Raw genomic sequence first — 21476 nt, 5'->3', positions numbered from 1 at the left:
AAAAATGAAACCAGTAATTTCCATCATAATGGGCTCAAAATCCGACTGGGCAACCATGCAAAAAACAGCAGAAATCCTAGACCGCTTCGGTGTAGCCTACGAAAAGAAAGTTGTCTCTGCCCACCGTACACCAGACCTCATGTTCAAACATGCCGAGGAAGCACGGAGTCGCGGTATCAAGGTCATTATTGCAGGTGCGGGTGGCGCAGCCCACTTGCCAGGGATGGTAGCAGCCAAGACTACACTTCCAGTCATCGGGGTACCTGTCAAATCACGTGCCCTTAGCGGTGTGGATTCTCTCTACTCTATCGTTCAGATGCCAGGTGGGGTGCCTGTCGCAACCATGGCGATCGGTGAAGCAGGTGCGACTAACGCGGCCCTCTTTGCCCTCCGTCTCCTCTCAGTAGAGGATCAGGCTATCGCAACAGCTTTGGCAGATTTCGCAGAAGAGCAAGGAAAAATCGCAGAGGAGTCTACAAATGAGCTCATCTAAAACAATCGGAATTATTGGTGGCGGTCAGCTTGGTCAGATGATGGCCATTTCTGCTATCTATATGGGTCACAAGGTTATCGCGCTGGATCCTGTAGCGGATTGTCCGGCCTCTCGCGTAGCGGAAATCATCGTGGCTCCCTATAACGATGTGAACGCCCTTCGTCAGTTGGCAGACCGATGTGATGTTCTCACTTATGAATTTGAAAATGTGGACGCCGATGGTCTTGATGCTGTTATCAATGATGAGCAACTCCCCCAAGGAACGGACTTGCTCCGCATTTCTCAAAATCGCATTTTTGAAAAGGACTTTCTCTCAAACAAGGCCAAAGTCACCGTTGCACCTTACAAGGTTGTGACCTCAAGTCAAGACTTGGCAGATATCGACCTATCGAAAAACTATGTCCTCAAGACGGCGACCGGTGGTTACGATGGCCATGGTCAGAAGGTCATTCGTTCGGAAGCAGACTTGGAAGAAGCCTATGCACTAGCTGATTCAGCAGACTGTGTCTTGGAAGAATTTGTCAACTTTGACCTTGAGATTTCTGTCATCGTGTCAGGAAATGGCAAGGATGTGACGGTTTTCCCAGTTCAGGAAAATATCCACCGCAACAATATCCTGTCTAAAACCATTGTGCCTGCTCGCATTTCTGATAGTTTGGCTGAAAAAGCAAAAGAAATGGCCGTGCGAATCGCTGAACAACTCAAGCTGTCTGGAACGCTTTGTGTAGAAATGTTTGCGACGGCTGATGATATTATTGTCAACGAAATTGCCCCACGTCCACATAACTCAGGGCACTACTCGATTGAAGCCTGTGACTTCTCACAGTTTGATACCCATATTCTCGGTGTTCTAGGAGCGCCACTCCCAGCAATCAACCTTCATGCGCCAGCTGTCATGCTCAATGTCCTCGGCCAGCACGTCGAGGCCACTGAAAAATATGTCACAGAAAATCCAAGCGCTCACCTCCACTTATATGGTAAACTAGAAGCAAAGCACAACCGAAAAATGGGACATGTGACTTTGTTTAGTGATATGCCGGATAAGGTTGAGGAATTTGGGAAAGGGATTGATTTTTAAGTGAAAATAGCGATTCTAGGACTTGGAGTCATCGGGACCACTTATGCCTACGCCTTTCAAAAAGCAGGTCATCAAGTGGAACACGTACTGAGAGATAGTAAGAAAAACAATGCATCTAAGGAGTTGTCAGTTGATCTGCTAGATGGTCGCTATCATTCCAAAGGTGAGAACAAGCATGATACCTATGAGGTTCATGTGGCGAAAGCTGATTCGGAATATGATTTTATTTTTCTTAGTGTGCGTCATGGGTTTGTCAAAGAAGCTGTGGAGACCTTGCGAAAAAATAATATCAAAGGTACCCTTGTTTTCTTCTGTAATTTCTGGGATACTCGAAAAGAGGTCCAAGAGTGGGCAGGGGATTACGACTATATTCTGGCTTTTCCGACAGCGGGTGGTCACATGCAGGAGGAACATTTGGATGGTGTCTTGTTTGACCATTTAATGCTCGAAGGTGAGCAGAAAGCACACATTTCTAACTATTCTGATTTGACGACTTTGCTGAGTTCTGCAGATTTGAAGTGGGAAGTTCCTCATGATATGGTCGAGTGGATTTGGATTCACATGGCGATTAATGCGGGTGTTACTTCAACAGCTGCACGTTCAGGGAATCTGGAAAATCCAGAAGAATTAGCTCTGAACTTGATGAATAGTTCTTCGGAATTATCATTGGCCATCAAGGCCATTCGAGAGGCTTTGAAAGTTGTAGAAGCACGTGGTGTAAATTTGAAGCTTTATAAAGCTGAACTCTTACCTTACAAAATTCCCTCATGGATTGCAGGAAAAGCCATGAAAATCATGTTTGCGAAAAATGAGCTGACACGAAAAATCATGACCTTACACAATGATAAACAGGATATTTTCTACTGTTGTCAAAGTGTCTATCAGACAGGTCAGGAGTTAGGTGTTGAGATGCCCATTCTGGAAGCAAATATGAAGGGGATTTCGTTTTAGGAGGTTTTTATGATTCAACTCATTGTCAACGCATTTGTTGAGAAGGACAAGACAGGAGCAGTCGTCGAAGTTTTGTATGCTGGTAGCGATCACGAAAAAGTGAAAGCTAAGTATGAAGAGCTAGTTGCACAGTATCCTGAAAACTATTTAGCTATCTATGATGTCCCGCTGGATACAGATTTGAATACATTAGATCACTACCCTTCTATGTGGATTGGAAAAGAAGAATTTGAGTAAAGTGATTGCTAGTTGCCAACTGATGAGAAACATCAAAAGAAAGGAAAATTAAACATGATCGAACGTTACTCTCGCCCTGAAATGGCGAACATTTGGACTGAAGAAAATAAATACCGTGCTTGGCTTGAGGTGGAAATCTTGGCTGACGAAGCATGGGCTGAATTGGGAGAAATTCCTAAGGAAGATGTGGCTTTGATCCGTGAAAAAGCGGACTTTGACATCGACCGTATTTTGGAAATCGAGCAGCAAACTCGTCACGATGTGGTTGCATTCACGCGTGCAGTTTCTGAGACTCTTGGTGAAGAACGTAAGTGGGTCCACTATGGTTTGACTTCTACTGACGTGGTCGATACTGCCTATGGTTACCTCTACAAACAAGCCAACGACATCATCCGCAAGGACCTTGAAAACTTCCTCAACATCATCGCTGACAAAGCCAAAGAACACAAGTTCACTATCATGATGGGGCGTACCCATGGTGTGCACGCTGAGCCTACAACTTTTGGTCTTAAATTGGCAACTTGGTACAGCGAAATGAAACGCAACATCGAACGTTTCGAGCATGCGGCTGCTGGTGTGGAAGCTGGTAAGATTTCTGGTGCGGTTGGTAACTTTGCCAATATCCCACCATTCGTTGAAAAATACGTCTGCAACAAATTGGGTATCCGTGCTCAAGAAATCTCTACACAGGTCCTTCCTCGTGACCTTCATGCTGAGTATTTTGCAGTTCTTGCTAGCATCGCAACTTCTATCGAGCGTATGGCAACTGAAATTCGTGGTCTTCAAAAATCAGAACAACGTGAAGTGGAAGAGTTCTTTGCGAAGGGTCAAAAAGGGTCTTCAGCAATGCCTCATAAACGTAACCCTATCGGTTCTGAAAATATGACTGGTCTTGCACGTGTTATCCGTGGTCACATGATTACAGCTTATGAGAACGTAGCCCTTTGGCACGAACGTGATATCTCTCATTCATCAGCTGAGCGTATCATCGCACCAGACACAACCATCTTGATTGACTACATGCTCAACCGTTTCGGAAACATCGTTAAGAACTTGACTGTCTTCCCAGAAAACATGATCCGCAACATGAACTCTACATTTGGTTTGATCTTCAGCCAACGTGCCATGCTTGCTTTGATTGAAAAAGGTATGACGCGTGAGCAAGCTTATGACCTTGTTCAACCAAAGACTGCCCAATCATGGGATAACCAAGTCGACTTTAAACCACTTTTGGAAGCAGATCCAGAAGTAACATCACGCCTCACTCAAGAAGAAATCGACGAAATCTTCAACCCAACTTACTACACTAAACGGGTGGATGACATCTTCGAACGCATCGGTTTGGGTGACTAACAATAAAACAAAAAAGCGAGATTGTATCTCGCTTTTTATTTATTCTTAATCTTTTTTCTTGCTAAGTCCATAAGCTGTGAGAGCAGCCATGAGACCTGTAGCAATCAACCATTCTGAACCTTGGCTTCCTGTCTCAGGAAGTTTATTTTCTTTTGCTACAGGAGCTGGTCCTTGAGGAAGTGCTTTGTTTTCCTTAGCAGGAACAGTTTCTGGAGCTGGTACATTTGGAATTTCTAATTTCGGTTTTTCTTCTGCAACAGGAGCTGGCACATTTGGAATCTCTAATTTTGGTTTTTCTTCTGCAATAGGAGCCGGTATATTTGGAATCTCTAGTGCTGGTTTTTCTTCCGCTACAGGAGCTAGTCCTTTTTCATCTCCCACATGCGTTACAGGAGTTCCGATTTCGATGATTTGAGCAACTGGTTCTTGAGCGACAACACTTGTAACCAATGTTTTAACTTCGCTTCCGTCAGCAGCAGTAGACACAGAATAGAAATGACTACGACGTCCCTTAACGCCTTCGGTTACTACACGAGTTTCTCCCTTAGGTAAGGCATCAGTTTCACGAGTAATAGTTGTAAACGGAATTTCTTCGTCCTCGATGACAACACGTGGTTTGGCATCTGCAACAGGAGCAACTCCTTCTTCGTCACCGACATGAGTGACTGGAGTTCCGACCTCAACCACTTGATTGACAGCTTCTTTTGTGACTTTTTCTTCAAGAACTGTTTCGGTTTCCTTACCATTTTCAGTAGTAACTGAGACGTAGATTGTACGTTCGCCTTTGGCACCTTCAGTGACAACTTTTTCTTGTCCTGCTGGAAGGTTAGGATTTTCCTTCTTAATAGTCTCAAATGGAATTTCTTCCGTTCTTGTGATTAGCTCTGGTCGGTTTTCAACGTTGGCAGCAACTTCATTTTCGTCAAGACTTCCTGAGTGAGTTGCAGCTGGTTTGAGGCCAAGTCTTGCAGCTTTAAGGTTGGCTACAAGCGTATCTAATTCAGCTTGTTTATTACGGTTGAGATTGTAGTTCAGAGCATCTTTAGCAGCCTTGAGAGCATCGAGGCTTTCTGTGCTATATCCTTCTAAGTTTTCAGGGATTTTAGCAAGTTCCTCACGTAGAGCCTTGTAGTCAGCACGGAAGTAGTCTTTGTTGTGGTCTGCAAAGGCAGTCATCAGTTCAAAGATTTCTTCTTCCTTGTACTCAGCTTGAGGTTTGTCTGCCCAGATGGCTAGCATACTACCAGTTGTTGGAAGATCGACTTCCGGATACTTGGTTGAAGCTAGTTGCTTGAATGGTACTTTTTCAGTATTTTCAATTGCTTTTGATAGAGGGTAGGCTTCGTCATTTTTATGATTGCCTAGAACATAGTACCAGTCTCCGTTAGTGTTAAGGATTTTGTAACCCTTACTTGCTAGATATTGAGGAGACGCAAGGTTGTAACCCCACCATCCTTTAGACCAATAAGAGATGATGACATCTTTATCAAACTCAACATCGTCATTATCATCGTAGTAGAAACCATCGTTAAAGGCCATTGGTTGTAGACCTTTTTCTTTTGCCATAGCAGCTAGACTATTTGAGTACTCAGCAAATTTACCATAGAGGCCATACCACTTGAGGTAGTACCAACCTTGAGCGTTAGTAGCATCGTTGGCATATTCATCTGTACCATAGTTAAAGATCTTAGTCTTGCCTGCAAAGAAGTCCATGTATTTGCCAATAAGGGCTTTTGTAAAGTTCATTGCTTCTTCGTTTTCAAGGTCCATCGTTGTTTTTGAAACTTTATCAAAATTAGCTTGAGGGTTTGCAATGCCTAATTTTTCCATAGCGACAAGCATAGCATCCATGTGACCTGGGCTATTAATAGCAGGGATGAGCCCGATACCCTTATCTTTAGCATACTGGATAAGTTCAGTAATTTCAGCTTGGCTCAGAGTTGTTCCATTTGGATCATCGTAGTAAGCTTTTGTTCCTTCAATGATGGCATTTTTTACATCGTCGCTTGCATAGGTCTTGCCGTTTGCGGTGATCGTCATGTCATCCAAAAGGAAGCGAAGTCCGTCATTTCCAAGGAGGAGATGAATGTCAGAGTAACCAAGTTCGCTAGCCTTATCTACGATACGTTTGAGTTGATCTAGAGTGAAGTATTTACGTCCAGCATCGATTGAGATAACCTTGTTTTTAGCTAGTTTTTCAACTTCGCGTTTGGCATCTTCTTCTTTTTGAGCTTCTGGAGTGAAGGTCAAGTTGCTAACGGCTTCTTGGAGTTTTGCAATTGCTTGGTCAATGCTATCTTGTTCAGCACGGCTTAGGTTGCTATCAAGAGAACGAATGGCTTTTTCAGCTTCTTTAACAGCTGCTACGCTTTCGGCTGTATAGCGACTAAGGTCTGTTGGAACTTCTTTAAGAGCTTGTTCAGCAGACTCGTAGTCGGCAGCGAAATACTCAGCGTTAGAGTTTGCGAATTGACGCATGAGCTTGAAGAGGCGAGATGGAGAGTAGCGTGCAGATGGAGTATCAGCCCAAGCAGCTACCATACCACCGATAATAGGAATATCCGCACCTTCAGTTTTTGGAACTGAAGTAATCGGTGTGCTCTTAATACCGTTCAATCCTTGGTCTAGGTTATACCAACCTTGCCCATCAGCATTACGGCCGAGAACATAGTACCAAGCATCATTCGTGTTGAGGATTTGGTGTCCTTTTTCAACTAGTAATTTAGAAGAAGCAACATCGTAACCGCCCCAGCCACCAGTCCACATAGACACGATGATATCTTTGTCAAAGGTGCCAAAAGTAGTGTCACTATTATAGTAGATACCATCATTAAAGGCCATTGGTTTAAGGCCGTGAGATTTGACGATATGAGCTAGGTCATTAGCATAGGCGATGAATTTATCATAACCCTTATCTGGGAAGCCATCTTCTGGATACCATTTATAAGCTTGAAGCACACTCCAACCTTTGGCATCAGTAGCGTCATTAGCATACTCATCCAAACCGATGTTGAAGATTTCAGACTTGCCAGCAAAGTAAGCAGCGTATTTATCAATCAAAGCTTTTGTGAAGGCAACTGCTTTTTCATTATCAAGGTCAACAGTACGTGCAGATTCTTTACCAAAGTAGTTGAAGTTAGGTTTTTCAATGCCAAGTTCTTTCATGGCGTTGAGGATAGCATCCATATGACCTGGGCTATTGACTGTTGGGATAAGTCCAATGCCTTTATCCTTAGCATAACTAATCAAATCAGTCATTTCACTTTCGGTTAAATGATTACCGTTTGGATCGTTGTAATAGGCATTGGTTCCATTTTCAACAGCACGTTTGACATCATCACTTGCGTAAGTTTTGTCTCCTACAGTTAGGGACATATCATCAAGCATGAAGCGCAAGCCATCATTTCCGACTAAAAGGTGAAGATCAGTATAGCCATAGTGTTTGGCCTTATCGATGATTTCTTTCAGTTGGTCTGGAGAGAAGTATTTACGTCCAGCATCGATAGAAACGATTTTCTTTTTAGCCAGTTTTTCATTTACTTGAGCTGCTCGCTCTGTAGCGACTGCAGGTGCTTCGACTTTAGCAACTTCTTTATTTTCTTCTTTTTCTTTTTCAGATTCTGTCTTCTTAACTTCTTCAGTAACTTCTGGTTTAGCTGGAGTTTCTTCTGCTGTGACTGGTTCTGCTACGACAGGTGCAGGAGTAACTTCAGCTTTTGGTGCTTCAGTAGTTGCTACTGGAGCAGCTGGAGTAGCGTTTTCTGTTGTTGGAGCAGTCTCGAGTTTTTCTTCACTCGTTGGTGGAGTGACTTCTCCAGTAGTTTGGACAGCAGGCTGATTATCTGTTGTAGCAGGCACAACTCCGTCGGCCGCAACAGCTTGAGCCTGAAAGGCAAAGCCGATCAATACAGAAGCTGCTCCGATTGCATATTTACGAATAGAGAAGCGCTGTTTATTTTCTGGTTTCATTAAAAAAACCTCCCCTTTTATGTTTTTGATAGCGTTTACACATGCTGACTCTATTGTATGTTCTAACTAAAATAAAGTCAAGTTTTTGAGGAAATTACTATAAAAAATAGAATAATTTATAAATTAAGATATATTTTTCTAATTTTGACTATTTTTTAGTAAAAAGGTTACTAATTATAGAATTACTTGAAATGCTATTCTCAGGGAAGGGAGCTGATGCTATAATGGGTATATAAAAAACCTGAGGCAGTTGTCTCAGGTTTTTTATAAGTTAGTGACCACGGTCACAAGAGATGAATTTAATTTTGTAGAAATCAGAACGTTTATAAGTTTCGATGTATTCCAAAACTTGACCGGTTGCTTCAAGCTGAGTTGTCTTAGTTTGGAAGACAGTTGGAAATTTTGTGTCGATTCCTAAAATAGAAGCGGCATGTTTTGGAGTCGGAAATACAATTTCGTTAATTTCTTCAAAATGCTCGTCATTCATGTGAATGTGGTAGTCCAATTTGAAACGAGTATAGATAGAACTATAGTATTCAAGATTTGGATAGTTGGCATTGATGTACTGTTCAGGAATATATGAACTGTGATAGATATAGGTAACGCCGTTTGTTTCACGAACACGTTCAATCTTATAATAGAATTGATCGCCACGTAGGCCGAGTTTTTCTAAATATTTAAGATCGTTTCCACGTTCGATAGAAAGAACAGTTACTTTATCATCTTTGGTTTCGAAGATTTCTACATCAGAAAATTCAACGAGTTTGTGTTTGCGTGCACGAGCTACGAAAGTTCCTTTACCTTGTTGGCGGACGATATATCCGTCTTTGGCAAGGTCATTCAAGGCACGAACTACTGTGATTGAACTAACATCATACATGGAAATCAATTCTGCTTCAGTGTAGAACTTATCTCCACTAGCAAATTGACCAGAAATAATCTTATTTTTTAATTCATCTTTAATGTATTGATACTTTGGAATTGCCATACTTTCACCTCATTTTTTCCTTCTCCACATATGATTTTAACATAAAATCGGGGAAAATAGTAGAAAAGCACTTAAAAAAATTAAACTATCGGAATAAGAAATTAGAATACAAATAAATAATTCGTGTTTTGCTCCTTGTTTTAGTTAGTTATTCAGAATGCTGATTTTATGGGATTTGTGGAGATTTTTAGAAAAGATTCAGTAAAAAAATAGAAAAATTTTAAAGAAAATTTCAAAAACTATTGACATTATTCCCCGATTGGTTTATAGTTGATATAACAATAAATGAAAGCGCAAACTTTTCGCTTTTAGGGGAGGAAGAATGGCAAGATTTGAAATTAAAGATGATTTCTATCTGGATGGGAAACCATTCAAGATTTTGTCTGGGGCCATTCACTATTTTAGAGTTCCTGCGGAAGATTGGCATCATTCATTGTACAACCTCAAAGCATTAGGCTTCAATACAGTTGAGACTTACGTCGCTTGGAACATGCATGAACCTGTTGAAGGACACTTTAATTTTGAAGGTGCTCTTGATTTAGAGAGATTTCTTCAAACTGCACAAGATTTGGGCTTATATGCAATTGTACGTCCTTCTCCATTTATCTGTGCAGAGTGGGAATTCGGTGGTTTACCCGCATGGCTCTTGACCAAGGAGATGAGAATTCGGTCATCTGACCCGGCTTTCATTGACATGGTTGGTCGCTACTATGATCAGTTGCTTCCACGTCTAGTTCCGAGATTATTGGAAAACGGTGGGAACATTCTCATGATGCAAGTCGAAAATGAGTACGGATCCTATGGCGAGGACAAGACCTACTTGAGGGGAATTCGACGTTTGATGGAAGAACGAGCAGTTACTTGTCCGCTTTTCACATCAGATGGACCATGGCGAGCAACTCTTAGGGCTGGAACCTTAATTGAGGATGATCTCTTTGTGACAGGGAACTTTGGTTCCAAGGCTACTTATAATTTCTCACAGATGCAAGAATTCTTTGATGAGCACGGCAAGAAATGGCCACTCATGTGTATGGAATTCTGGGATGGCTGGTTTAATCGATGGAAAGAACCAATCATCAAGCGTGAACCTGAGGAATTAGCAGAAGCTGTCCACGAGGTTTTAGAGCAAGGCTCTATTAACCTTTACATGTTCCACGGTGGAACGAACTTTGGTTTTATGAATGGTTGTTCAGCTCGAGGAACCATTGATTTACCACAAGTAACATCTTATGATTATGACGCTCTTCTTGATGAAGCTGGAAACCCAACTGCTAAATATTTTGCAGTGAAAGAAATGATGGCGACTTACTATCCTGAGTATCCGCAATCTGAACCGCTTTACAAAGAGAGTATGGAAGTTGAAAACATTCCACTGGTCGAGAAAGTTTCTCTTTTCGAAACCTTGGATAGCCTGACAAGTCCGATTGAAAGTCTCTACCCTAAGAAAATGGAAGAGCTGGGACAAGGTTACGGCTACCTACTCTATCGTACGGAAGCAAGTTGGGATGCGGATGAAGAACGCATTCGAATCATTGACGGACGCGATAGAGCTCAACTCTTTATCGATGGTAAATGGGTGGCAACACAGTACCAAACAGAAATCGGTGAAGATATCTTTTATCAAGGTAAAAAGAAAACGCTCTCTAGATTTGACATCCTTATTGAAAATATGGGGCGTGTCAACTATGGACACAAATTCTTAGCAGATACACAGCGAAAAGGGATTCGCACAGGTGTGTGTAAAGATTTGCATTTCTTGCTCAACTGGGAACACTATCCACTTCTATTAGATAATCCTGAGAAGATTGATTTTTCTAAAGGATGGACAGAAGGGCAACCAGCCTTTTACGCCTTTGACTTTGAAGTTGAGACTCCAAAGGATACCTATTTAGATTGTTCTGAGTTTGGTAAAGGGATTGCCTTTGTCAATGGTCATCATCTAGGACGCTTCTGGAACGTTGGTCCGACCCTATCTCTTTATATTCCACATAGTTACCTCAAAGAGGGTGCCAACCGCATCATTATCTTTGAAACTGAAGGGGAGTACAAAGAGCACATACATTTAACTAGTAAACCTACATTTAAACACATAAAGGGGGAAAACTTATGACAATAGTAGGATGCCGTATCGATGGACGTTTAATCCACGGTCAAGTAGCCAATCTTTGGGCTGGGAAGCTAAATGTTTCTCGCATTATGGTTGTAGACGACGAAGTTGTTAACAACGATATTGAAAAGAGTGGTTTGAAACTTGCTACACCACCAGGTGTAAAACTTAGTATCTTGTCGGTTGAAAAAGCGGCAGCGAATCTTCTTGCTGGTAAATATGACAGCCAACGTCTCTTTATCGTGGCTCGTAAACCAGACCGTTTTCTTGGTTTGGTAGAAGCAGGTGTTCCGCTTGAAACTCTCAATGTCGGCAATATGTCGCAAACACCAGAAACACGTGCTATCACTCGTTCTATCAACGTAGTTGATAAAGACGTGGAAGATTTCGGCAAATTGGCGGAAAAAGGTGTTAAACTTACTGCTCAAATGGTTCCAAATGATCCAGTTTCAGACTTTTTGAGCTTATTAAAATAGGAAAAAATTTTTAGGAGGTCATTGTTATGATACAATGGTGGCAAATTTTACTTCTCACTTTGTACTCAGCTTATCAAATCTGTGATGAGTTGACGATCGTTTCTTCTGCAGGTTCCCCTGTATTCGCTGGTTTCATTACCGGTTTAGTCATGGGAGATTTGACAACTGGTTTGTTTATCGGTGGTAGCTTGCAGTTGTTCGTACTTGGGGTAGGTACCTTCGGTGGTGCTTCTCGTATCGACGCAACTTCTGGTGCGGTTCTTGCAACTGCTTTCTCAGTTTCACAAGGAATCGAAACAGACCTTGCGATCACTACAATCGCTGTACCAGTAGCAGCACTTTTGACTTACTTCGACGTACTTGGTCGTATGACTACAACATTCTTCGCTCACCGTATTGATGCTGCGATCGAACGCTTTGACTATAAAGGAATCGAACGTAACTATCTTCTTGGTGCAGTTCCTTGGGCTCTATCTCGTGCCCTTCCAGTATTCTTCGCTCTTGCTTTCGGTGGAGAATTCGTACAAGGTGTTGTAAACCTTGTTAAAGAATACCAATGGGTTGCAGACGGTTTGACTCTTGCAGGTCGTATGCTTCCAGGTCTTGGATTCGCTATCTTGCTTCGTTACCTTCCAGTTAAACGTAACCTTCACTACCTTGCTATGGGATTCGGTTTGACAGCTATGTTGACTGTACTTTACTCAAACGTAACAAGTCTTGGTGGAGCAGTTGCTGGAATCATTGGCACTCTTCCTGCTGAAGTTGCTGAAAAAATTGGCTTTGTTAACAACTTCAAAGGATTGTCTATGATCGGTATCTCTATCGTGGGTATCTTCCTTGCAGTTGTTCACTTCAAGAACAGCCAAAAAGTTGCTGTAGCAGCACCTTCTACACCATCAGAAAGTGGGGAAATTGAAGATGACGAATTCTAATTACAAATTAACAAAAGAAGATTTTAATCAAATTAACAAACGTAGCTTGTTCACTTTCCAATTGGGATGGAACTACGAACGTATGCAAGCATCAGGTTACCTTTACATGATCTTGCCACAATTGCGTAAAATGTATGGAGATGGAACTCCTGAGTTGAAAGAAATGATGAAAGTTCATACTCAATTCTTCAACACTTCACCATTCTTCCACACAATCATCGCTGGTTTTGACCTTGCCATGGAAGAAAAAGATGGCGTTGCCTCAAAAGACGCGGTTAACGGTATCAAGACAGGTTTGATGGGACCATTCGCTCCTCTTGGAGATACAATCTTTGGTTCACTTGTACCTGCTATCATGGGATCTATCGCTGCAACAATGGCTATCGCTGGTCAACCTTGGGGTATCTTCCTTTGGATCGCAGTTGCAGTAGCGTATGACATCTTCCGTTGGAAACAGTTGGAATTTGCATACAAAGAAGGGGTTAACCTTATCAACAACATGCAAAGTACTTTGACAGCTTTGATTGAAGCTGCATCTGTACTTGGTGTATTCATGATGGGTGCTCTTGTAGCAACAATGATCAACTTTGAAATTTCATACAAATTGCCAATCGGTGAAAAGATGATTGACTTCCAAGACATCTTGAACTCAATCTTCCCACGTTTGCTTCCAGCAATCTTCACTGCATTCATCTTCTGGTTGCTTGGTAAGAAAGGCATGAACTCTACAAAAGCTATCGGTATCATTATCGTGCTTGCCTTGGCTCTTTCTGCTCTTGGTAAATTTGCACTTGGAATGGGCGCATAATTTATGACTAAATCATTGATTTTAGTGAGTCACGGTCGTTTTTGTGAAGAACTTAAAGGTAGCACAGAAATGATTATGGGACCACAAGACAACATTCATGCGGTGGCTCTTCTTCCAGAAGATGGACCAGAAGAATTTACTGCTAAATTTGAAGCTGCTATTGAAGGATTGGATGATTTCATAGTCTTTGCAGATCTTCTTGGTGGAACACCATGTAACGTGGTGAGCCGTCTGATTATGGAAGGTCGTGACATTGAACTTTATGCAGGAATGAACCTTCCAATGGTTATTGAATTTATCAATGCAAGCCTAACAGGCATTGATGCGGACTATAAGAGTCGTGCTTCAGAAAGCATTGTGAAAGTTAATGATTTATTGGCTAGCTTCGATGACGATGAAGATGAATAAGATGTCACAAACCATCTTATAAAAAATATACATGGGAATGGGAGCGACTCCCATTCCCATGTTTTCAATCATGAAACAATATTAGATTAGAGGTTTTCAATGCTAGATTATACAAAAGAAGATTTGCTTGAGTTGGGAGCAGAGATCACCACACGCGAAATTTACCAACAACCAGATGTTTGGAAGGAAGCTTTTGAATCCTATCAAGCCCGCCGTGATGAAATTGCTGCATTCTTGCAAGGGATTGCAGATAAACATGACTACATCAAGGTTATCCTGACTGGTGCTGGAACTTCGGCTTATGTAGGTGATACCTTGGTTCCATACTTCAAGGAAGTCTATGACGAACGTAAATGGAATTTCAATGCTATTGCGACAACAGATATCGTTGCAAACCCACAAACTTATTTGAAAAAAGATGTGGCAACTGTTTTGGTATCATTTGCACGTAGTGGAAACTCACCTGAGAGTGTAGCAACCGTTGATTTGGCTAAGGCTCTAGTTGACGAGCTTTATCAAGTAACAATCACTTGTGCTGCTGAAGGGAAATTAGCACTTCAAGCTCATGGTGATGATCGCAACCTCTTGCTCTTGCAACCGGCAGCTTCTAATGATGCTGGATTTGCTATGACATCGAGCTTTACTTCAATGATGCTAACAGCTCTCTTAGTTTTTGATCCAACAGAATTTGCTGTTAAAGTTGAACGTTTTGAAGTGCTTTCTAGTCTTGCTCGTAAAGTTCTTGACAATGTGGCAGATGTGAAAGAGTTGGTTGACCTAGACTTTAACCGAGTGATTTACTTAGGTGCAGGTCCATTCTTCGGACTTGCTCATGAGGCACAACTGAAAATTTTGGAATTGACTGCTGGTCAGGTTGCGACAATGTATGAAAGTCCAGTCGGCTTCCGTCACGGTCCAAAATCTCTTATCAATGAAGATACTGTAGTTTTAGTCTTTGGTACTACAACTGAATATACTCGTAAGTACGACTTAGACTTGGTTCGTGAAGTTGCAGGGGATCAAATCGCTCGTCGCGTTGTTCTCTTGAGTGATCAAGCTTTTGGTCTTGAAAACGTTAAGGAAGTAGCACTTGGCTGTGGCGGTGTCTTGAATGACGTTTACCGTGTATTCCCTTATATTGTTTATGGTCAACTATTTGCTCTCTTGACTTCGCTTAAGGTTGGCAACAGACCTGATACACCATCCCCTACAGGTACAGTAAACCGCGTCGTTCAAGGTGTTATTATTCACGAATTCAAAAAATAAGGAGAAAAGGATGAAAACATACACAGAACGTGTATTTGGGAAAGTTGATGACAAGGATGTTGTCGCTTATCGCTTTGAAACAGAAGCAGGCTACCAACTAGAAATCATGACCTATGGTGCAACGATTCTACGCTATGTAACTCCTGATAAGGCTGGTAATTTTGCCAATGTTATCCTAGGCTTTGATGATTTTGACAGCTATGTAGGTAACAGTCCTAAACATGGAGCGAGTGTAGGACCAGTTGCAGGTCGTATCGCAGGTGCGACATTCGAATTGAATGGGAAAACCTATGAACTCGAAGTCAACAACGCTAGCAACTGTAACCACAGCGGTTCGACAGGTTGGGATTCTAGCTTGTTTGAATTGGTTGAAGTCAGCGACCATGGTTTGACTCTTTACACAGAAAGAACAGACGGTACAGGAGGTTTCCCTGGAAATCTTAAAATCTGGATCAGCTACCGCTTGGAAGAAAATGGTGCTTACGAAGTTAGCTATAAGGTGACGACGGACCAGGATACCTTGGTCAATCCGACCAACCATAGTTACTTTAACTTGTCTGGGGATTTCACTCAGACGGTTGATCGCCATGTTTTCCAACTGAATACAGAAGGTATTTACCCAATCGCTCCTGACGGTGTGCCAGCTAAAACTCCAGATGCTAATCGTGACGTGGTTAAGCATATCTACAATGGTGCCTTGTTGAAAGATATCTTTGCAGACGAAGATGAGCAGATTCAACTCGTATCTGGATTGGACCATCCATTTGCTCTTCCTGCAGGACATGATAATGCTGGTTTCCTCTATGACCAAGGATCAGGTCGTTTCCTGCTCTTCAAGACAGAAGCACCTTGCTTTGTAGTCTACACAGCTAACTTTGTGGATGAGAGTGTCATTATCGCTGGTCAACCAATGATTCAACATAATGGGATTGCTCTTGAGGCGCAAGCTTTACCAGATGCTATTCATAGTGATTTTAAAGATCAAGTGATCCTCAAAGCAGGTGAAACTTTCACAAGCAAAACACGTTATGAAATCGTTGTTAAATAATAAAAATTCTCTGAAGTCATAGGATTTCAGAGAATTTTTTATTATTCTTCATCTGGTGTGAGAATCATCGGAATGATGATTGGTTCACGTTCAGTGTTTTCGTAAAGGAATGGTCGAATGGCGTTTACAATAGCACCATTGACAGATTGGATGCTGGCATCCTTGTTTTTCAAAGCGATACGAATAGCATTGAAAAGGATGCGTTGACTTTGACGGATCAAGTCGCCAGATTCGCGCATGTAGACGAAACCACGACTAAGGATATCTGGTCCAGAAATAATCATTTGAGACTCAAAGTCTACCGTTGCGACAGCAAGTACAACACCATCTTCGGATAGGTCTCGGCGGTCTTTTAGGACTGCTGCTCCGATTTCACCGATCCGATTTCCATCGACGTAGATGTCTTGGGCATTGAAGTGACCTGCGATACGAGCAGAGTTTGCAGTAAGGGCAAGGACATCACCGTTGCTCATGATAAAGATATTGTCCTTCTCAACTCCAGTATCTACGGCAAGTCCAGCGTGGACTTTTTGCATGCGGTATTCACCGTGAACAGGCATGAAGTATTTTGGTTTGATGAGGCGGAGCATAAGTTTTTGCTCTTGCTGACCACCGTGTCCAGATGTATGGATGTTGTTAATCTTACCATGGATGACTTCAACACCAGCTTCAGAAATGATATTAATCAATTTGTTGACGCTAGTGGTGTTTCCTGGAATTGGGCTAGATGAGAAGATAACCGTATCACCAGGTTGGAGTTGCACCTGACGGTGAGTTCCGTTAGCGATACGTGAGAGAGCCGCCATAGGTTCACCCTGACTACCCGTACAGAGGATAAGAATCTCACCCGCAGGGTAATCTTTGATTTCATTTGGTTCGATGAAGGTTCCCTTTGGCGCTTTGATGTAGCCAAGCTCGATTCCGTTGACAATGGCCTTTTCCATAGAACGACCAAAGACAGCAATCTTACGACCTGTTTTAACAGCAGCATCAGTTGCTTGCTGGAGACGGAAGATATTTGAGGCAAAGGATGCAAAGATGATACGTCCTTCGATACCTTGGATAATCTTCATGATAGACTGGCCGACAACCTTCTCAGAGTTTGTAAAGGTTGGCACTTCAGCATTTGTCGAGTCAGAGAGTAAGCAAAGCACTCCGTCTTCACCTAGGGCTGCCATACGGTGCAAGTCTGCAGGTTCACCAACTGGTGTAAAGTCAAACTTGAAGTCACCCGTACAGACGATTTTCCCTTGAGGTGTATGGATGACGATACCCAAAGGTTCTGGGATAGAGTGAGTAGTTCTAAAGAAAGTTGCTTTAAGATTTTTAAAGGTCAACTCAGTGTTGTGGTTGATTTCGTGAAGTGTAGCATTGCGCAAAAGACCATGCTCTTCGAGTTTTCCACGGATCAAAGCGAGGGCTAGTGGACCTGCATAGATAGGGATATTTGCTTGCTTGAGCAAGAACGGAATCCCACCAATATGGTCCTCGTGTCCGTGGGTAATCAAGAGAGCCTTGACGCGGTCGATATTTTCGACAATGTAAGAGTAATCAGGGATAACGTAGTCGATACCAAGAAGATCATCCTCGGGGAATTTAATCCCTGCATCAACGATGATGATTTCGTCTTGATATTCGATTCCGTATGTATTTTTACCGATTTCTCCTAGACCACCAATGGCAAAAACGCCCACTTCTTCTGGTTTAAGAGTATAGGCCATATTAGAACTCCGTAATTTCGAATGCGCCAGTTTCTTTTTCGTAGTCTAGCAATTTGTCTGACAAGAGCTCGATATATTCAACGTTGAATTCTGGACGGTTTTTTTCAACAAGTTCACGGGCAATGATACGTCCCTCAAGTTCTGAGTTAGCATCAATGTCTAAGTAAAGTGAGCGTGTTGTTTCACGACGTGGGCTACGGTCTTTTGTTTCTTGATAAAAAACTTTGTAAATCATGTGTTTCCTTTCTGTTTTCAGGTCAGCTGTATTCAAAAAATTACCAGCTTGAAGCTGTTTGTTTCTATTTCATTTTCTGCCTGTATTGACCTTGATTCGTTACAATTATCTCAATTATAACATAAAAAGGGGAATTAGTAAAAGCAGGAAACATGAAAGTAAGGAGCTTGAAATGCGTTTCATTTTACCTTGTATAAGTATTTGAAGACCTCAGATTCAAATGCTATAATAAAGATAGAAAAGAGGTTTTTCTTTATTAAGGAGGGTGCGATATGTTTCAACTAGCTATTATCATTCGTCTTCTGGCCTTTGCGGCATTCGTTGCCTGTGTTTACGGAGGAAATGTTTTGTATACTCGGCTAGAGTATCAGAAATCCAAACTCATTTGGAAGATTGGCTTCGTGACTCTGTATTCGTTTTTCCTTCTTCTTGTGACCTATGTGGTCTGGTTTGTGTTTTACTTTGGTTTGAATTCTTGAGTATTTGTGTCCTGTCTGTTTGGCAGGACAATTTTGTTTGGAAACAAAGAAAATTCCCATGTGTCGGCTTTTGTAGTATAATAGTAAACAGACAAAAAGATAGGAATGTGTTATGAAAGTATTAGCTTTTGATACGTCCAGCAAGGCTCTTTCTCTAGCTATTTTAGAGGATAAGCAGCTTCTTGCCGAGACTACGATAAATATCAAGAAAAATCACAGCATTACCCTCATGCCGGCCATCGATTTTTTGATGACCAGTCTAGATTTGACGCCCAAGGATTTGGATCGAATCGTCGTGGCAGAGGGACCAGGTAGTTATACAGGTTTGCGAATCGCAGTAGCCACTGCCAAGACCCTGGCTCATACCCTAAACATTGAGTTAGTAGGGATGTCTAGCCTTTTAGCCCTGGTACCGAATCAACAGGAAGGTCTGGTTGTTCCTTTGATGGATGCACGCCGTAACAATGTATACGCAGGATTTTATGAACATGCTCAACATGTCTTTCCAGAAGCGCATCTGTCCTTTGCGGAAGTCCTTGAGCAAGTCAAGGATGCTGACCAGGTAACCTTTGTCGGTGAAGTGGGTCCCTTTGTCGAGCAGATTCAAGAGCAATTACCACAGGCTAACTATCAAGAAACCTTACCAAATGCAGCAAATCTAGCTCTTTGGGCTTGGGATAAGGAAGCAGACTCTTTGCATGACTTTGTGCCAAATTACCTCAAGCGTGTAGAAGCTGAGGAAAACTGGCTCAAGAATCACACCGAGTCTGGAGAATCTTACATCAAACGCCTATGATTGAAATCAAACGAATCCAACAGCAGCCTGATGTGGCACAAGCTATCTACGAAGTGATGACGGATGTTTATCCCGTCAGTCCTTGGACGTTGGAACAAATCCAAGCAGACCTGTCTCAAGACCAGACTTGGTATGCTCTAGCTTATGATGGGGAAGAAGTGATAGGTTTTATAGCAATTCAGGAGAATCTTTTTGAAGCAGAAGTCCTGCAAATTGCTGTCAAAAAAGCCTATCAAGGACAGGGGATAGCATCAGACTTGTTTGCAACTTTACCGACGGACAAGGAGATTTTCCTCGAAGTCAGAAAGTCAAATCAAAGAGCGCAAGCATTTTACAAGAAAGAAAAAATGGCAGTCATCGCTGAGCGAAAGGCCTATTACCATAGTCCAGTTGAGGACGCCATTATCATGAAGAGAGAAATAGATGAAGGATAGATATATTTTAGCATTTGAGACATCCTGTGATGAGACCAGTGTCGCCGTCCTGAAAAATGACGATGAGCTCTTGTCCAATGTCATTGCTAGTCAAATTGAGAGTCATAAACGTTTTGGTGGCGTGGTGCCAGAAGTGGCTAGCCGCCACCATGTTGAAGTCATTACAGCCTGTATCGAGGAGGCGTTAGCAGAAGCAGGAATTACTGAAAACGATGTGACAGCTGTGGCGGTTACCTACGGACCAGGCTTGGTCGGAGCCTTGCTTGTTGGTTTGTCAGCTGCCAAGGCCTTTGCTTGGGCACATTGCCTTCCTTTGATTCCTGTGAATCACATGGCTGGTCATCTCATGGCAGCTCAAAGTGTGGAGCCTTTGGAATTCCCCTTGTTAGCTCTTTTAGTCAGTGGTGGACACACAGAGTTGGTCTATGTGTCTGAGGCTGGTGATTACAAGATTGTTGGCGAAACACGTGATGATGCAGTTGGTGAGGCCTATGATAAGGTCGGCCGTGTCATGGGTTTGACCTATCCAGCAGGTCGTGAGATTGATGAGTTAGCTCATCAAGGTCGGGATGTGTATGATTTCCCTCGTGCCATGATTAAGGAGGATAATCTGGAATTTTCATTTTCAGGTTTGAAGTCTGCCTTTATCAATTTGCACCACAATGCCGAGCAGAAGGGAGAAAGTTTATCTAAGGAAGACCTATCTGCCTCTTTCCAAGCAGCAGTCATGGATATTCTCATGGCAAAAACCAAGAAGGCCTTGGAGAAATATCCTGTTAAAACCCTAGTCGTGGCTGGTGGTGTGGCGGCCAATAAAGGTCTTAGAGAACGCTTAGCAGCTGAAATCACAGATGTCAAGGTTGTCATTCCTCCTCTGCGACTGTGCGGAGACAATGCAGGAATGATTGCCTACGCTAGCGTTAGCGAGTGGAACAAAGAAAACTTTGCAGGCTTGGAGCTAAATGCCAAACCTAGCCTGGCTTTTGATACCATGGAATAAAGAGTTAGCCTAGGGTTAGCTCTTTTATCTTGGACAAATGCCCGAGTTTTTTAGTATAGTAGAAATATGAGATTAAAAAAAACAATGAGTGTTGTGCTTGCTCTTGGAGCTTTATTGCTTTGTATGTCAGCTTGCCAGCATATTCCAAAGACACAATTGATTCTATTTGAGTCACTGTCATTCAATATGCCCCTCAAATCTCTTGAAAAAGTGTTTGGAGAAGCTGATGAAGTGATAGAAGAAACGGAAATCGCCTATCGGGACACTTGGCATGCAAGGGATCCTTATTTCTATAAAACAGGCCGGCTTTTCTATCATTACGAAAATATTGCATTGAATGGTTATACAGGTCGAGCAGATTTCACATTTTCAAAATCACATCGCTTGGAAGAAGTGACAGTTCATATTCCTGTAGCTTCAAAAATGGAGCAACAAGTAGCGCTCTACAATTTATCCCAGACTATAAAAAAAGAAATTGAAGCTCTTCCGACTTTCAAATCCGTAACTACCGAGACAGTAGGATTATACGATGATGGCTATCGCTATAAAGTCAAATTGCAAGGCCAAAGGAGAGAGCTCTGGGCTGATGTCTACCCGATAGAAGATGAATATACTGAAAAAAATGAAGGCTATAAGTATAGAATTCGAATTGATCAATTTCTCATGTATCCATAATGAACCATACTGTTCAGGGGCT

21 protein-coding genes are annotated in these 21476 nt (G+C 42.2%); 17 read left to right on the top strand and 4 right to left on the bottom strand.

Annotated elements, in window-relative coordinates; genetic code table 11:
- The first annotated feature begins 4 nt into the window (after positions 1-4).
- Genes purE through purB form a run of 5 tightly spaced genes read left to right on the top strand, consistent with a single transcriptional unit; the run spans position 5 to position 4112 of the window.
- Positions 5-493 (top strand): 5-(carboxyamino)imidazole ribonucleotide mutase, encoded by a 489-nt coding sequence (gene purE, locus QM810_RS05965; RefSeq protein WP_414254181.1) that lies wholly within the window; start codon positions 5-7, stop codon positions 491-493.
- Positions 480-1571, top strand: a complete 1092-nt coding sequence (gene purK, locus QM810_RS05960) for a 5-(carboxyamino)imidazole ribonucleotide synthase (RefSeq protein ID WP_414254180.1) — start codon at positions 480-482, stop codon at positions 1569-1571. The genes purE and purK overlap by 14 nt, the downstream gene beginning before the upstream one ends.
- Positions 1572-2522 carry a 2-dehydropantoate 2-reductase N-terminal domain-containing protein gene (locus QM810_RS05955; RefSeq protein WP_414254179.1) on the top strand — a complete coding sequence of 317 codons (951 nt, stop codon included), beginning with the start codon at positions 1572-1574 and terminating at the stop codon, positions 2520-2522. It begins immediately after the preceding gene.
- Between the two features lie 9 nt (positions 2523-2531).
- Positions 2532-2759: a phosphoribosylaminoimidazole carboxylase gene (locus QM810_RS05950; RefSeq protein WP_414254178.1), complete on the top strand. Its 228-nt coding sequence runs from the start codon at positions 2532-2534 to the stop codon at positions 2757-2759.
- 54 nt (positions 2760-2813) lie between these two features.
- Positions 2814-4112 carry an adenylosuccinate lyase gene (gene purB / locus QM810_RS05945; RefSeq protein ID WP_414254177.1) on the top strand — a complete coding sequence of 433 codons (1299 nt, stop codon included), beginning with the start codon at positions 2814-2816 and terminating at the stop codon, positions 4110-4112.
- A gap of 45 nt (positions 4113-4157) precedes the next feature.
- Here the strand turns inward: purB and strH are convergent, their stop codons facing one another.
- Positions 4158-8081, bottom strand: a complete 3924-nt coding sequence (gene strH, locus QM810_RS05940; protein WP_414254176.1) for an LPXTG-anchored beta-N-acetylhexosaminidase StrH — start codon at positions 8079-8081, stop codon at positions 4158-4160.
- Positions 8082-8352: 271 nt separating this feature from the next.
- On the bottom strand, positions 8353-9069 hold the full coding sequence (locus QM810_RS05935; RefSeq protein ID WP_414254175.1) for a GntR family transcriptional regulator: 717 nt from the start codon (positions 9067-9069) through the stop codon (positions 8353-8355).
- A gap of 322 nt (positions 9070-9391) precedes the next feature.
- Between QM810_RS05935 and QM810_RS05930 the strand changes: the two genes are divergently transcribed.
- The 7 genes from QM810_RS05930 to QM810_RS05900 all read left to right on the top strand — a co-directional run bounded on the left by QM810_RS05930 (position 9392) and on the right by QM810_RS05900 (position 16114).
- Positions 9392-11179 (top strand): glycoside hydrolase family 35 protein, encoded by a 1788-nt coding sequence (locus QM810_RS05930; RefSeq protein ID WP_414254174.1) that lies wholly within the window; start codon positions 9392-9394, stop codon positions 11177-11179.
- Complete coding sequence (locus QM810_RS05925; RefSeq protein WP_414254173.1) at positions 11176-11652, top strand: PTS sugar transporter subunit IIB; 477 nt, start codon at positions 11176-11178, stop codon at positions 11650-11652. Before QM810_RS05930 ends, QM810_RS05925 begins: the two co-directional genes overlap by 4 nt.
- Before the next feature lie 26 nt (positions 11653-11678).
- Positions 11679-12584 (top strand): PTS mannose/fructose/sorbose/N-acetylgalactosamine transporter subunit IIC, encoded by a 906-nt coding sequence (locus QM810_RS05920; RefSeq protein ID WP_016466413.1) that lies wholly within the window; start codon positions 11679-11681, stop codon positions 12582-12584.
- Positions 12571-13392 (top strand): PTS system mannose/fructose/sorbose family transporter subunit IID, encoded by an 822-nt coding sequence (locus tag QM810_RS05915; RefSeq protein ID WP_263394237.1) that lies wholly within the window; start codon positions 12571-12573, stop codon positions 13390-13392. Before QM810_RS05920 ends, QM810_RS05915 begins: the two co-directional genes overlap by 14 nt.
- Positions 13393-13395: 3 nt before the next feature.
- A complete protein-coding gene (locus QM810_RS05910) occupies positions 13396-13800 on the top strand; it encodes a PTS sugar transporter subunit IIA (RefSeq protein ID WP_414254172.1) in 405 nt (134 codons plus the stop codon).
- Between the two features lie 99 nt (positions 13801-13899).
- On the top strand, positions 13900-15066 hold the full coding sequence (locus QM810_RS05905) for an SIS domain-containing protein (protein WP_414254171.1): 1167 nt from the start codon (positions 13900-13902) through the stop codon (positions 15064-15066).
- Between the two features lie 10 nt (positions 15067-15076).
- Positions 15077-16114, top strand: coding sequence for an aldose epimerase family protein (locus QM810_RS05900; protein WP_414254170.1), 1038 nt, complete (start codon positions 15077-15079; stop codon positions 16112-16114).
- A 41-nt stretch (positions 16115-16155) separates the two neighbouring features.
- Here the strand turns inward: QM810_RS05900 and rnjA are convergent, their stop codons facing one another.
- Positions 16156-17835, bottom strand: a complete 1680-nt coding sequence (gene rnjA / locus QM810_RS05895; RefSeq protein ID WP_414254169.1) for a ribonuclease J1 — start codon at positions 17833-17835, stop codon at positions 16156-16158.
- A gap of 1 nt (position 17836) precedes the next feature.
- A complete protein-coding gene (locus tag QM810_RS05890) occupies positions 17837-18070 on the bottom strand; it encodes a DNA-dependent RNA polymerase subunit epsilon (protein WP_049496700.1) in 234 nt (77 codons plus the stop codon).
- A 272-nt stretch (positions 18071-18342) separates the two neighbouring features.
- Here QM810_RS05890 and QM810_RS05885 point away from each other — a divergent pair, with 272 nt between their 5' ends.
- The 5 genes from QM810_RS05885 (at position 18343) to QM810_RS05865 (ending at position 21454) form a co-directional block, all read left to right on the top strand.
- Positions 18343-18549 (top strand): hypothetical protein, encoded by a 207-nt coding sequence (locus QM810_RS05885; RefSeq protein WP_414254168.1) that lies wholly within the window; start codon positions 18343-18345, stop codon positions 18547-18549.
- A 112-nt stretch (positions 18550-18661) separates the two neighbouring features.
- Complete coding sequence (tsaB, locus tag QM810_RS05880; protein ID WP_414254167.1) at positions 18662-19345, top strand: tRNA (adenosine(37)-N6)-threonylcarbamoyltransferase complex dimerization subunit type 1 TsaB; 684 nt, start codon at positions 18662-18664, stop codon at positions 19343-19345.
- Positions 19342-19779 carry a ribosomal protein S18-alanine N-acetyltransferase gene (rimI, locus tag QM810_RS05875; protein WP_414254166.1) on the top strand — a complete coding sequence of 146 codons (438 nt, stop codon included), beginning with the start codon at positions 19342-19344 and terminating at the stop codon, positions 19777-19779. The genes tsaB and rimI overlap by 4 nt, the downstream gene beginning before the upstream one ends.
- Complete coding sequence (gene tsaD / locus QM810_RS05870; protein WP_414254165.1) at positions 19769-20779, top strand: tRNA (adenosine(37)-N6)-threonylcarbamoyltransferase complex transferase subunit TsaD; 1011 nt, start codon at positions 19769-19771, stop codon at positions 20777-20779. The genes rimI and tsaD overlap by 11 nt, the downstream gene beginning before the upstream one ends.
- A 66-nt stretch (positions 20780-20845) precedes the next feature.
- Complete coding sequence (locus QM810_RS05865) at positions 20846-21454, top strand: hypothetical protein (protein WP_414254164.1); 609 nt, start codon at positions 20846-20848, stop codon at positions 21452-21454.
- The last annotated feature ends 22 nt before the right edge of the window (positions 21455-21476 follow it).

The sequence above is a fragment of the Streptococcus infantis genome, from assembly GCF_047464155.1.
In the GTDB taxonomy this organism is placed as follows: domain Bacteria; phylum Bacillota; class Bacilli; order Lactobacillales; family Streptococcaceae; genus Streptococcus; species Streptococcus infantis_U.
This window is presented reverse-complemented; position numbering and strand designations above follow the sequence as displayed.